Source organism: Myxacorys chilensis, assembly GCF_059505265.1.
Map to the genome: position 1 here is coordinate 1 of NZ_JCACKG010000159.1, position 13549 is coordinate 13549.

Annotated in this window: 12 protein-coding genes; 7 read left to right on the forward strand and 5 right to left on the reverse strand. The window is 48.2% G+C overall.

Annotated features, from left to right (window positions below):
• The first annotated feature begins 146 nt into the window (after window positions 1–146).
• From AC5JLB_RS12400 to AC5JLB_RS12415, 4 genes are all read left to right on the forward strand, one after another.
• Window positions 147–929 (forward strand): HAD family hydrolase, encoded by a 783-nt coding sequence (locus AC5JLB_RS12400; protein WP_495874135.1) that lies wholly within the window; start codon window positions 147–149, stop codon window positions 927–929.
• A gap of 86 nt (window positions 930–1015) precedes the next feature.
• Window positions 1016–2224 carry a DNA double-strand break repair nuclease NurA gene (locus tag AC5JLB_RS12405; RefSeq protein WP_495874136.1) on the forward strand — a complete coding sequence of 403 codons (1209 nt, stop codon included), beginning with the start codon at window positions 1016–1018 and terminating at the stop codon, window positions 2222–2224.
• A complete protein-coding gene (locus AC5JLB_RS12410) occupies window positions 2224–2511 on the forward strand; it encodes a nucleotidyltransferase family protein (RefSeq protein ID WP_495874137.1) in 288 nt (95 codons plus the stop codon). Before AC5JLB_RS12405 ends, AC5JLB_RS12410 begins: the two co-directional genes overlap by 1 nt.
• The gene (locus AC5JLB_RS12415) at window positions 2508–2849 is read left to right on the forward strand and encodes a HepT-like ribonuclease domain-containing protein (protein WP_495874138.1); all 342 of its coding nucleotides are present in this window, start codon (window positions 2508–2510) and stop codon (window positions 2847–2849) included. The genes AC5JLB_RS12410 and AC5JLB_RS12415 overlap by 4 nt, the downstream gene beginning before the upstream one ends.
• Here AC5JLB_RS12415 and xseB read toward each other — a convergent pair.
• Both xseB and xseA read right to left on the reverse strand, forming a co-directional pair.
• Entirely contained in the window at window positions 2846–3070 is a 225-nt protein-coding gene (gene xseB, locus AC5JLB_RS12420) for an exodeoxyribonuclease VII small subunit (protein WP_495874139.1), read from the reverse strand. The two genes, AC5JLB_RS12415 and xseB, sit on opposite strands and share 4 nt — an antisense overlap.
• 86 nt (window positions 3071–3156) lie before the next feature.
• Entirely contained in the window at window positions 3157–4410 is a 1254-nt protein-coding gene (gene xseA / locus AC5JLB_RS12425) for an exodeoxyribonuclease VII large subunit (RefSeq protein WP_495874140.1), read from the reverse strand.
• Window positions 4411–4606: 196 nt separating this feature from the next.
• Between xseA and recA the strand changes: the two genes are divergently transcribed.
• From recA to AC5JLB_RS12440, 3 genes are all read left to right on the forward strand, one after another.
• Entirely contained in the window at window positions 4607–5680 is a 1074-nt protein-coding gene (gene recA / locus AC5JLB_RS12430; protein WP_495874141.1) for a recombinase RecA, read from the forward strand.
• Window positions 5681–5948: 268 nt separating this feature from the next.
• Entirely contained in the window at window positions 5949–6686 is a 738-nt protein-coding gene (locus tag AC5JLB_RS12435) for a 2-phosphosulfolactate phosphatase family protein (RefSeq protein ID WP_495874142.1), read from the forward strand.
• Window positions 6687–7398: 712 nt separating this feature from the next.
• Window positions 7399–9003, forward strand: a complete 1605-nt coding sequence (locus AC5JLB_RS12440) for an NAD(P)H-quinone oxidoreductase subunit 4 (RefSeq protein WP_495874143.1) — start codon at window positions 7399–7401, stop codon at window positions 9001–9003.
• A gap of 557 nt (window positions 9004–9560) precedes the next feature.
• Here AC5JLB_RS12440 and panB read toward each other — a convergent pair.
• The 3 genes from panB to uvrB form a co-directional block, all read right to left on the reverse strand.
• Window positions 9561–10337 (reverse strand): 3-methyl-2-oxobutanoate hydroxymethyltransferase, encoded by a 777-nt coding sequence (gene panB, locus AC5JLB_RS12445; protein WP_495874144.1) that lies wholly within the window; start codon window positions 10335–10337, stop codon window positions 9561–9563.
• A 64-nt stretch (window positions 10338–10401) separates the two neighbouring features.
• On the reverse strand, window positions 10402–11439 hold the full coding sequence (locus AC5JLB_RS12450) for a ligand-binding sensor domain-containing protein (protein WP_495874145.1): 1038 nt from the start codon (window positions 11437–11439) through the stop codon (window positions 10402–10404).
• A gap of 89 nt (window positions 11440–11528) precedes the next feature.
• Window positions 11529–13526, reverse strand: coding sequence for an excinuclease ABC subunit UvrB (gene uvrB, locus AC5JLB_RS12455; RefSeq protein ID WP_495874146.1), 1998 nt, complete (start codon window positions 13524–13526; stop codon window positions 11529–11531).
• Between the last annotated feature and the right edge of the window lie 23 nt (window positions 13527–13549).

The window sequence follows — 13549 nt, forward strand, 5'->3', positions numbered from 1 at the left end:
GGCTTGCGGTTGTTTTCTTCTGTTCTCTCAACTTAACCCGCAACTTGGATTAGTACTTACATCTAGAGAAAGCCTTTGAGAATTGATTATCAGATTGAAGGATTGAGAATGCGGTAGGGTGAGAGGACAACGATTTCTAAGAAATTATGCGGGCAAGCAATCCTACTCTTTTGGCGCTCGACTTTGATGGTGTGATTTGTGATGGGCTGAAAGAGTATTTTCAAACGGCGTGGAGAGCATATTGTCAGATTTGGCAGCCTGATCAAACGGTTCCACCACAAGGTCTTGATGAAGGCTTTTATCGATTGCGCCCTGTCGTCGAAAGTGGTTGGGAAATGCCAGTTTTGCTGCGGGCATTGATATTGAAAACGAATGAAGATGAGATCTTAGAGCGATGGGCCGCGATCGCATCGGAAATCATCGCCGAACATGAGTTAAAACCTTTAGAAGTCAGTGCGATCGTAGATACCATTCGGGATCACTGGATTGCATCTGATTTAGATAGCTGGCTGGCAGAACATCGATTTTATCCAGGTGTACTTCAGCGACTTCAAAAAGCCATTGCTCGTTCAACTACTTCGGTCATTATTAGTACTAAAGAAGGACGATTCATCCAACAGCTTCTGCAACAGCAAGGATTGAATTTCTCAGATTCTCAAATTTACGGTAAAGAAGCAAAGCGTTCAAAATACCAAATTTTGCAAGAGCTGCAAGAGAAATATGGTGCTGATTCGGTGATCTGGTTCATTGAAGACCGATTAAAAACATTGCAAGTTGTGCAACATCAACCTCAGTTAGAAACGGTAGAACTTTTCCTTGCAAATTGGGGTTACAACACTCCTGAAGAACGACAAGCCGCATTTAAAGATAATCGGATTCACCTCCTTTCGCTGGATCAGTTTTGTCGGGATTTTGCTGTATGGCGATGATTCTGCTGTAATTATTTTTTTCAAGTTTTTCCAAGATAGATGGCAAAGCGCTATGCTACTAGTGCAAAAGAACTGGTAGTAAGCGAATGCTGGATCTAACCAAACTAGCTCAGCAGATGCAAGGCATTAGCCAACACCTAACCGTAGAGGCAACTGCAACTCGTCAACGAATCGAACGAGCCGAACTACTTATGGCACAAGCCCATGAGCGGCAAGCCGAGCTAGTAGAAATGCAGAAAACGTGGCGCGATCGCTTCATATTCACCGCCGCCGAGCCGATTGAATCGTTGAATAGCCGGATTGACATTGACTCGGCTCCGTCTGCTCACACGGTTATTGCTACCGATGGTTCTCAAATTGCGCCAAGTCACCACGAAATTGCGTACTGTTATCTAATCAACATTGGGCGTATTGTTCTACATTATGGCCAAAGCAAATTTCCCCTGTTGGATAGCTTGCCCGAAGCATTTTACCGTTCTGAAGACCTTTATGCGTCGCGGCAGTGGGGCATCCGGACTGAAGAATGGATGGGATACAAGCGTACAACTCAAGAAGCGTGTGTGCTGGCAGAATTGGCGGAAGCGTTGGTCGAAGAAGACCGCGATCGCTTAGCGCCTGCGATCGCGCTCGTTGATGGCTCACTACTGTACTGGTTTCTAGAACCATTGCCTGCTGAAGCGCGGGATCAAATCTTGACGCCCATTTTGGAGGCGTGGGATAAGCTGCGATCGCTTGACGTTCCGTTAGTTGGATATATTAGTGCGTCTCGCAGTGGTGAAGCGTTAAATTTTTTGCGGCTCCAGAGTTGCGCCTATCTTGCCCCTGATTGCGCCTCTCATTGTGCCGGACAAACAGGTCGCGAAGCGTCTTCCAATCGCGCTCCCTGCCAAGTGCTTGATCCTTTGAAAGACACAGCGTTGTGGAGAAGACTGCTACAGCCTGGGCAGCGCAGCCCCTTATGGAAAAGTTCGGCACGAATTCAAGAGTTCTATGGAGATCATGCAATTCATTTCTGCTACGTGCATGTGGGTAGCGAGATTGCGCGGGTTGAGGTTCCAGGCTGGGTGGCGAGCGATCGCGAGATGTTAGATTCAGCATTAAGTCTGGTGTTAGCCCAAGTCCAAAAGGGCTATGGCTATCCGGTAGCCTTGGCAGAAGCGCATAATCAAGCGGTGGTAAGAGGCGGCGATCGCGCTCGGTTTTTTGCCTTACTTGAACAACAAATGATTCGAGCTGGACTCAAAAATGTGGGAACGTCTTATAAGGAAACTCGTAAGCGGGGCAGCATTGCATAATGAACTTTCAAGACTTGCAAGAAAAGCGGGATGAAATATTAGCGATCGCAGCAAAACACGGCGCTCTTAATGTCCGTGTCTTCGGTTCTGTGGTACGTGGTGAAGCAACTCCAGAGAGCGATGTTGATTTTCTGATTGATTTAGGCGAAAAACGAAGTCCCTGGTTTCCAACCGGATTAATTCGCGATCTTGAAAGCCTATTGGGTCGAAAAGTTGACGTCGTAACTGAAAGATCGGTGCATTACTTTATCCGCGACCAGATTTTAAGAGAAGCAAAACCACTATGAGAAACAATAGGGTTTATCTCATTCATATACGAGATTGTATTTCTAGATTAGAAGAGTATACAGTTGATGGAAAAGCTGCATTTTTAGCAGATATAAAGACACAAGATGCAGTAATCAGAAATCTGCAAACCATGTGTGAGTCGACCCAACGATTACCGCTTGAGTGGAAAGCAATTTGCTTGGACATGGACTGGCAAGGAATTTCTGATTTCCGTAATGTTCTGACTCATCAATATTTAGAGATTGATCTTGAAGTCGTCTGGGATGTTGTTGAAACCTACTTGCCGCCTTTAAAGATAGCAATCGAAGAGATTTCTCAAGAATTTTGGAACGTTTAGAATTCAGCTTCGTCGGTCAATGTTTCAATTAACAAGTCAACTTGTTTCTGTCGTTCGGCTAGAAAAGATTCGCATTGGCGCAAGTACTCGACTGCCGCAGAAAACTCTTCAAAAACAGCCGCAAGCTCTAGTTCGCCAGATTCAATTCTTGTCAAAATTTCTTCAACTCTAGCAACCGTTCTTTCGTAATTCCAATGCTCGTAATCAGGTGAAGATGGCAAGCGAGTTACCTTAGCAGCAGTTTTGGGACTTAGCCATACGTTACCCTAAAAACAAGCGAAGTAGGCGTTCTCTTCTCTGTTAGTTCCTATTTAGAGAACTTAGGTGAAGCACCTGATACATCAGTAACTGTAACCTTAATGTGTCCTTGACCGAGTTGAATGGTTAAATTTTCGTTCTGATTTACATCATTGATTGATCGCACAATTCTGCCGTTCTGCTGCCTTACCACCGCATAGCCTCGCTGCAAGACGGCTTGAGGATCAAGAGTCGTCAATTTTTCTTGCAGCATTTGATGATGTTGCTGTGCGGATTGAAAGCGACGTTGGGTGGATTGAATCAGCCGTTGCTGTAGCCAAGACACGACTTGATACTCTTGTTTAAGTAACCGATCGAGCTTTAATCGACCGAAGCGATCGCGCATTGTCTGCACGCGATCGCGTTCACCGCTCAGATATCTGTTCACAGCCTGGTTTAAGGCGTTCAGCCGCTCCCCATGCTCAACCCGCAAATCTGCAAGACAAGGAACCGCTAATTCGGCAGCAGCAGTGGGCGTGTGGACATGAACATCTGCTGCTAAATCCGCCAACGACTCGTCGCGCTGATGCCCAATGCCCGCAATGACCGGAATGGGACAGTTTGCCACCGCTCGTACCACAATTTCATGATCAAAACAGGCCATATCCTCGATCGCACCGCCGCCGCGTGATAGAATTAGTACATCCGCTCTATTGTCGCGTTCGACTCGAGCGATCGCGGCCACAATAGACGCCGGAGCCTGATCTCCTTGGACAAGTGCCGGAGAGAACAGGACACGCAATCCTGGATAGCGACGCTTTAGCGTGCGTTGGATATCACCCCAAGCTGCAGCCTGGGGTGAGGTGACAACGGCTACAGTTTGCGGATGAAGCGGTAGAGGACGCTTTCGCTCTGGGTCGAACAGTCCTTCTACCTCTAGGCGATGCCGCAATTGGCGGTAGCGCAATGCTCTTAATCCTTCTCCTGCGGGCAGGGCTTGCCACACAATCAGTTGGTAAGTACCCCGGTGGGGTTGCACATGCACCCGACCCAGCAAAATAAATTGCTCTCCCTGAACCGGTAACGTCGCTAACTTATGCAACTGACTGTTCCAGATCACACAACTGATTGCGGCTTTAGCATCCGGGTCTTGCAGCGTGAAAAACAAGCCACTCTTGTATTGCGTTGCGCTCGATACTTCTCCCGTAATCCAAACTTGGCGCAACTGATCATCTTGCTCAAGCAGGAGCTGGATGTACGCCGTGAGACCCGCCACAGAAAGGGCGGTATCTGGCACCAGTAAAGACGGCAAATTAGAGGTCATCGTGTGTACCCTGGAAGAAGAGCCAATTTACACCTTACCGAGCAACTTGACCGAGCAAATCGTAGAATAGCTGCTTCCATGCTACATAAGTTTGAGAATGAGTTGTTCGTCCTACATCGTTAGTTGTTAGATACTAGTCATACCTAACCTCGACCATTCTTTCCCCCACCCCATACTTTCATTTTCTGAGGCGCTAATGGCAACAAAAACAGAGAGTTCTGACAAGCAAAAAGCACTAAGCATGGTGCTGACTCAAATTGAGCGCAACTTTGGTAAAGGCAGCATTATGCGCTTGGGCGATGCCACCCGAATGAAGGTGGAAACGATTTCGAGTGGCGCACTGACGCTAGATCTGGCACTTGGTGGTGGCTTGCCCAAAGGTCGAGTGATTGAGGTTTACGGTCCTGAAAGTTCGGGTAAAACGACGATCGCGCTTCATGCTGTGGCAGAAGTTCAGAAAGCTGGTGGCGTAGCCGCGTATGTCGATGCAGAACATGCCCTTGATCCGGCGTATGCCGCTAACTTAGGGGTAGACATTGAGAATCTGTTAGTGTCTCAACCGGATACTGGAGAAGCGGCGTTAGAAATTGTTGATCAATTGGTGCGATCGACGGCTGTAGACATCGTGGTCATTGACTCGGTAGCTGCTCTCGTGCCTCGCGCTGAGATTGAAGGTGAGATGGGCGATTCTCACATGGGTCTGCAAGCGCGTCTAATGAGCCAAGCCTTGCGCAAGATCACTGGAAACATTGGTAAATCTGGCTGTACGGTAGTATTCATCAACCAGTTGCGTCAGAAGATTGGCGTCACTTACGGTAGCCCTGAGACGACCACAGGTGGACAAGCGCTGAAGTATTACGCCTCGGTGCGACTCGATATTCGCCGGATTCAAACGCTGAAGAAGGGCAACGAAGAGTATGGCACTCGCGCCAAGGTGAAAGTCGCGAAGAATAAAGTCGCGCCGCCATTCCGCATTGCGGAGTTTGACATCATCTTTGGTAAGGGTATCTCGACGCTGGGCTGTCTGATTGATATGGCAGAAGAAACGGGCGTTGTGGTTCGCAAGGGGGCTTGGTATAGCTACAACGGCGACAATATTAGCCAAGGTCGCGACAATGCGATTAAGTACATGGAAGAAAAGCCTGAATTTGCCGTGGAAGTTGAGAAACTGGTGCGCGAGAAGCTAGAAATGGGCGCTGAGGTTTCGGCGAACACGGTTGGTGTAGTCGATGAGCATGATATCGACGATGATGGTGAGCTAGAAGAATAAGCGCAGTTTGCCTCACAGAAACTTGCAAGAGCGCGTTAATAGTTTAAGAGTACTAGGGTAGGCGGTTGCCTACCCTTTCGAGTATTAGGAATCAAATTTGAGAAAAAACAATTCTGAGTGTTACAAGCATTGCTTTTACTCTATTGTTATGGATTAAGAATAGTTGCGTTGATCCGTGAAGTATCCAGTATTCTGAAACTGTGATAATTCCCGGCTTCTACATCACTGCTTAACCCATATACCTTTGCTCCGCAGTCTTTTTGACACTATGAAACTTTGCGTTTTTCATACTCCTGAACTTACTCCTGACCAGAATCATGCGGATTGCGCGATCGCGATCGATGTGTTGAGAGCCACAAGCACGATCGCAACGGCATTAGCGGTAGGAGCTGAAGCGGTTCAGGTCTTTAGTGATATGGACAAGCTGATGCACGAAAGCGAAAGCTGGATGCCAGAGAAACGGTTACGGGCGGGTGAGCGGGGTGGCAGCAAGGTGGCAGGCTGCGATTTAGGAAATTCTCCGCTTGACTGCACGCCTCAGTTAATGGATGAAAAACGTCTCTTCATCAGCACAACGAACGGAACGCGGGCGCTCCAGAAAATTCAGGCATCGCCAACCGTTTTAGCGGCAGCATTGATTAACCGCAAGGCGATTGTCGAATATTTGCTCAAGCAGCGACCGGAAACCGTATGGATTGTGAACGCAGGATGGGAAGGCTCGTTCGCGTTAGAAGATACGGTCTGTGCAGGTGCGATCGCGCATACTCTAACTGAAAGACTTGACTGCTCACTGGAGGAGATCACGGGCAACGATGAAGTAGTGGGCGCAGTGACTCTCTATCAGCAGTGGAAAGAGAATCTATTGGAACTCTTTCACCATGCCAGTCACGGTAAGCGCTTGCTTAAACTCGATTGCCATGACGATTTGAAATATTGCGCCGGATTAGATGTGCTAGATGTTGTGCCAATTCAGCGTGAGATTGGAGTGCTGGTGAAAAACAGCTAGTCTGAGGAAGTTTTAGCTAGGGCGATAAAAGTGCTAATTTTTGACATCTGATGGATTTAGATATCGTTAGAACTTTTCGCAAGACTATTGAGTAAAGTTCTGTTTCAACCAAAAAGAGAGGCAAGCGCTTGCCTCTCTTTTTCTATGCCTAATCTCTTTTTCTATGCCTAATCTAGAGTCAGAACCGCTTGCTCTATCAGCGCTTCAGCCAAATATTAAGTTTTTATGCAATTCAAAAACACACGCCTATAATATGAACGATTGTTAAGCAAAGCAAAAGTAGACGCTTTCAGCCGAAAGGAACTGGTTTTATAGCTTATTGGATCAGCAAATTCAGCGATCGCGCCTTTCTGAACGCAAGCTTTCAATCAAAAACCGTCACACTCTGTTTTTAAAGTTTAATAAACTTCATCAAACTAGAGTAAGATGAGTCAGTAGGTATTAATCCTCATCGGATTAACCTCCTCCTTTCTCGATCCGCTCAATACAGCCTTTTGGTTGATTGAACTGTGGGATTTGTGGATAGTCACCGCCTCGCCTTGAGACACTTCGATTCACTCGCGAATCCTGCTTAGCTCACTTATCGATTTAAAGATTTGGCACACTACAGCCTCTTGCTTCACCCGATACACGAGCCTCTTTGCGGATTGATTAGGTGTGCTTCACATCGAACCGACCTCTCTACATCCCTACAAACCTGGTTTCAGTTCTAATGGTGAGTACCTCTTTTCCTTGGCTAACGACCCTAATCCTGCTGCCCCTGGTAGCCTCTCTCTTAATCCCGATCCTGCCTGACAAACAGGGCAAAACAGTACGCTGGTATGCTTTGGGCATTGGACTACTTGATTTTGCGCTCTCGGTCTACGCGGTTTGGAGCCACTACGACTTCCAAAATCCTGATTTTCAATTGGCTGAGAGCTATGCTTGGGTGCCGCAAGTTGGTATTAATTGGTCGGTTGCGGTCGATGGAATCTCGATGCCGCTCGTTGTTTTAGCGGGATTAGTTACCACTTTATCGATGCTGGCAGCCTGGCAGGTGAAAGAAAAGCCCAGGCTTTTTTATTTTCTGATGCTAGTGATGTATTCCGCTCAGATTGGCGTCTTCTGCGCTCAAGACATGATTCAGTTCTTTCTTATGTGGGAAGTTGAACTGGTTCCGGTCTACATCCTGATTTCGATTTGGGGTGGTCCGAAGCGGCTCTATGCGGGTACTAAATTTATTCTTTATACGGCAGTTGGTTCTATCTTCATTCTGGTTGCTGCTTTAGCAATGGCATTTTCGGGCGATGTGATTACCTTTAACCTGCATGAGTTGGGCTTGAAGGAATACTCCTTGCCGTTTGAGCTATGTGTTTATGCTGGATTGCTGATTGCGTATGGCGTTAAGTTACCTATCTTCCCGCTTCACACATGGTTGCCAGATGCTCATGGTGAAGCATCGGCTCCGGTTTCAATGATTCTGGCTGGAGTATTGCTAAAGATGGGTGGCTATGCCCTCATTCGTATGAATGTGGAAATGTTGCCTCATGCTCATGTTTACTTCGCCCCAATTCTGGCGATTCTCGGTATTGTCAATATTATTTACGGAGCATTAGCGTCTTTTGGTCAGCGAAATCTGAAGCGTCGGATGGCGTATTCGTCGATCTCTCACATGGGCTTTGTGCTGCTGGGAATTGCCTCATTTACTGAATTGGGTATGAATGGGGCAGTGCTACAAATGCTCTCTCACGGATTGATTGCACCCGCGTTGTTCTTCTTGGCTGGAATTGTCTACGATCGCACCCATACTCTCAATATGGATGATATGGGCGGATTGGCGAAGAAGATGCCGACAACCTTTGCTCTATTTACCATCTGTTCAATGGCATCCTTGGCACTGCCAGGAATGAGCGGCTTTGTCGGGGAATTGGCAATTTTCTTAGGCTTCACCACGAGCGATGCTTACACTTCTGCCTTTAAGGGCGTTGTGGTTCTACTAGCAGCGGTGGGTCTGATCATTACGCCGATTTACCTGCTGTCGATGCTGCGCGAAATGTTCTACGGCAAAGAAGGTAAAGCGGTTGCACAGAACATTGTGTTAGATGCGAAACCAAGAGAGTTTTTCATCGCGGCTTGTCTGCTACTGCCAATCATTGGGATCGGGTTGTATCCAAAGCTGGCGACTCAAACCTATGACGTGAAAACGGTTGAGATCGCAAGTCATGCGCGCAATGCAATTCCGGTAATTGCCAGCCAAGCGTATCAAGATTTGCCTCAGTTTGCGATCGCGCCAAAGCTGCCTGCTGCAAATGCTGAGCTTTTAGGCATGGTCAAGTAAATCTCTCGTAAATATTGCTGCACGCCTGGGGGTTCTCCCCCAGGTTTTTTTTGGACTCATATTTATGATTTACAGAAAGCGACCTGAACAGACGTAGAGCAGTAGATGCAAGAAACGTTTGCATTTACAAAGGATGAGCAAAGAAGGTCTACCGTTCACGGGGTGACAACGACCTTGAAGCGCTTGTCTAGTAGGAAATTCAGGCATTGAGCAGCAGAAAGAATCTGGTTTTGATTCTATTAAAAAATACATATCGCTGCTTGGATCAGGCATTTTATCAGGCCTTAGCTAGAGCGAATGTTCTACAAATAGCAAAAGCAATGCCGTTTTTTATCGGTAGCAGAATGGCTGTAACTGCGCTGTAGTGATGATTACAGGCTCGTTGTCACCCCCTGAAGGTCTACCGATTCCTGGGCCAGCAACGTGCCATGAAGTTACTGGAAGGGGATCAGTATGTGGAAGTTGGCATGTTCAGAAAAAATGACGGCATTCAATACCAGACATTTTTAGGATTCAACCTAACCCCAACCCATATTTTTCAAGCGGTGTAGTGATGATTAGGCTTCTGGGAATTGATGCGATCGCACTTCGCCACAATACTCCTGTGTCGCTGTCGTAATCAACTCATATAAATTGAGATAGGACTTTGCAAACTTTGGCTTCCACGTGCCCAGCCCCAACACATCTGACGTGACAAGGACTTGACCATCGCATTGGTTTCCCGCTCCAATGCCAATTGTGGGAATCGCTAGTTTCTCGCTAATTGTTTTGGCTAAATCCGACGGAATGTGTTCTAACACAATCGAGAATGCGCCTGCTTGCTCGAGCGCGATCGCTTCTGCCACAATCCGCTTACGGTCTTCACTGGATTTCCCTTGCTGACGAAAGCCTGTTTGCCGAACAGACTGAGGTGTTAATCCAACATGCCCCATGACCGGAATGCCAATGTGAACAAGTTTAGCAACGGTTTCTGCCATCGCAGGATGACCGCCTTCGAGCTTTACGCCGCCTGCGCCAGTTTCTTTTAGCACCCGCCCTGCCGATCGAATTGCCTGCTGCGGACTTTCTTGATAACTCATGAATGGCAAATCGACAATCACTAATGCCTGCTTGACCCCGCGACAAACTGCTTTTGCGTGATGCAGTGTTTCCTCTAGCGTGAGCGGCAGGGTTGTTTCATGTCCTAAGGCCACCATTGCTAACGAATCGCCGACCAAGATCACATCGACGCCTGCTTGATCCAAAATTTGGGCAATGGCATAGTCCCAAGCGGTGAGGACTGCGATCGCGCGTCCTTGCTGCTTCCACTGAATGAGTTGCTGCGGAGTAAGCATAGCGTAAGTCGTAATTTGGAGTTTCTCAAATTACGGGTAGATTAGTTCTATTTTACTCTGCTCGTTAAGGGGAACGATGGCTGAACATGATATGAGGCTTGGTTTGGTAGGTCGTCATGCTGACCCACGCCAGTCCTTCGGTTGTGCCGACCCAAAGTTTGTTGCCCGTGTCAGGAGACAGGGTCAGTACTCGGCTTGATGGCAAGTTTGGAACCTGACCGACGATCGCACCATTGCCAGGATTGACCCGAAATAATCCTTGGCTCGTTCCAGCCCAAATGCTGCCCACTTGATCAGTTCCGAGGGATAAAACGTTTCGTCCTCTTAGTTGAGTGAGCGAGCGCACAATTTTTCCGTCTAGAGGATTAATCTGCGTTAAACCACTGGGAGTGCCTGCCCATAGCGAACCCTTGGAATCTAACGCCAGAGTTTGAACAGAGCCACCTGAGATTCCACTCATTTCATGCAGGACTTGAGCGCTGGCAGTATCGACTTGGACAAGTCCTTCTAATGTACCGACCCAAAGTTGACCTTCAGAATCTAGGCTGAGTGCATTGGCGCTGACTCCGGGTAGTTCTTTCAAAGTAGTCATCACAAGTCCTTTGTCTGGGCTAACCAATACCAAACCTTGGTCGGTTCCCACCCAGAGGTAACCCCGTTGATCGACGAGCATCGATAATACTCGGTTAGAAGGAAGCGTGATGGTTTGAACCGTCACCTGGTTGGTACGCGGATCGATGCGCCAGATACCTTCGTAAGTTCCGACCCAAATTCGCCCGACGCGATCTTGGGCGATCGCCGCGATCGCAAGATTCGGGAGCGACACTCTCGCCAACACTCGACCTGTGTTGGGGTCAAGTTTTGCAACGCCTTTTGAGGTTGCAATCCAAAGGTTGCCTTTAAAGTCACGCTGCGAGGCACTGACCCGAAATTCTTCAGTAGCGTTGTCCTGGGTGGAAGTAGCCGGTAGATTTGGCGGCGGAGCGATGGGAGTATAAGGCAGCGTTTGGGCGCGGCTCACAGAAGAAATACCAAGAGCCAACACTACAGAACTGAGAACAGAACTGAGACCGATCCCCATGCGCACGGGTAAACCCAACATAATTAATACTCCATCGCCCCTTGAACAGCCATAGTGTGCCCTAAGCGATAGAACAATGCTGCAACGAGACCGCTGACGAGTAGAAAGGATTAATGCCCCAGCAGCTTATCGCGCAAGTGTTTGATTTTGTCACGGTATTTAGCGGCGTCCTCAAACTCCATCTTTTTAGCGGCGTCTTTCATCTGAGCCTCTAGCTGAGAGATCAAAGTTGGAATATTTTCAAGCGGGATATCGCTGGCGTGTTCGTAAACTTGGTCGAGTTCTTGAGCGTTTAATCGACGAGAAACCTCTAGAAATGACAAGATCGCATTATTGGATTTCTTAATAATCGGCGTTGGCACAATGCCGTGCTTTTCGTTGTACGCCATCTGAATCACGCGACGACGCTCCGTTGCTTCGATCGCTTTCGCCATGCTGTCCGTATAGTTATCAGCGTAGAGAATCGCTTTGCCCTCGACGTGACGTGCTGCCCGTCCGATCGTTTGGATCAGCGATCGCTCGGCCCGCAAAAAACCTTCTTTGTCTGCATCTAAAATCGCGACGAGCGACACTTCGGGGAGATCCAATCCCTCTCTCAGCAAGTTGACGCCAACTAACACATCAAAGATGCCTTCGCGTAAATCCTGTAGGATCTCGATTCGCTCGATGGAGGTAATCTCTGAGTGCAAGTAGCGAACGCGAACGCCGCGCTCCTGAAAGTACTCCGTTAAGTCTTCTGCCATCCGCTTTGTCAGCGTCGTGATCAGCGTCCGTTCGTGTTTTGCAACACGCTCTTGAATTTCGTGCAACAAATCATCGACTTGCCCATTGGTCGGGCGCACAAACACTTCCGGATCGAGAACGCCAGTGGGTCGAATCACTTGCTCCGCAATGTGATCTTCAGAGATTTCAAGCTCCCAGTTTCCGGGAGTCGCTGATACGAATATGCACTGATTCACCTTCTCCCAAAATTCTTCCGCCTTGAGGGGACGGTTGTCTGCAGCACTCGGCAGGCGGAAGCCATGCTCGATCAAGACACTCTTTCGAGCTTGGTCGCCGTTGTACATCGCTCGAATCTGAGGAATTGTGACGTGAGATTCGTCAATCACCAACAGCCAATCTTTCGGAAAATAATCGATCAAGCATTCGGGCGACTCTCCTGCTGCCCGTCCAGCTAAGTGTCGAGAATAGTTTTCCACCCCGTTGCAAAACCCAACTTCTCGCAAGACTTCTAAATCGTATCGAGTGCGTTGCTCTAAGCGTTGGGCTTCGAGTAACTTTCCGTTAGTTTCTAGCTCAACTAAGCGTTGTTTGAGTTCTAATTCGATTTCATCGCACGCCAATTGCAGCCGGTCTTCTGGCGTGACAAAGTGACGAGCCGGATAGACGTTAACGGCTTCCATGCTTTGCAACGTCGCGCCTGTAACCGGATCGACATATCGAATTGCATCAATTTCATCGCCAAAAAACTCGACGCGGATGATCCGATCTTCGTAAGCAGGTCCAATTTCTAATACGTCGCCTTTAACGCGAAACTTTCCGCGACCTAAATCTAAATCATTGCGGGTGTACTGCACCGAGGCAAGATCGCGCAGGATCTGACGCTGGTTGATTTCTTCCCCCACGCGCAGAGGAATCGAGGCATTCAAATATTCCGATGGAATTCCCAAGCCATAAATGCAGCTAATCGAGGCGACGACGATCACATCTTTACGCTCAAATAGCGATCGCGTGGCGGAGTGCCGCAGCATATCGATTTCATCATTGATCGATGCAGTTTTTTCGATGTAGGTGTCGCTGACCGGAACGTAAGCTTCGGGCTGATAGTAGTCGTAGTAACTGATGAAATATTCGACCGCGTTATCAGGAAAGAATTCTCGCAACTCGTTACAAAGCTGCGCGGCAAGCGTTTTGTTATGAGCTAAAAGCAGAGTCGGTTTACCAATCTTGTCGATCACCCGGGCGATCGTATGCGTTTTTCCGGTTCCCGTTGCACCGAGGAGGGTCTGAAAACGGTTGCCAGCGTGAATGGACTTGGCGAGTGCTGCGATCGCGGTTGGCTGATCGCCCTTCGGTTCAAACGGCGCTTGGATGTTGAAATCTGCCATAGTGATGAAGAGGTTAAGTGGCG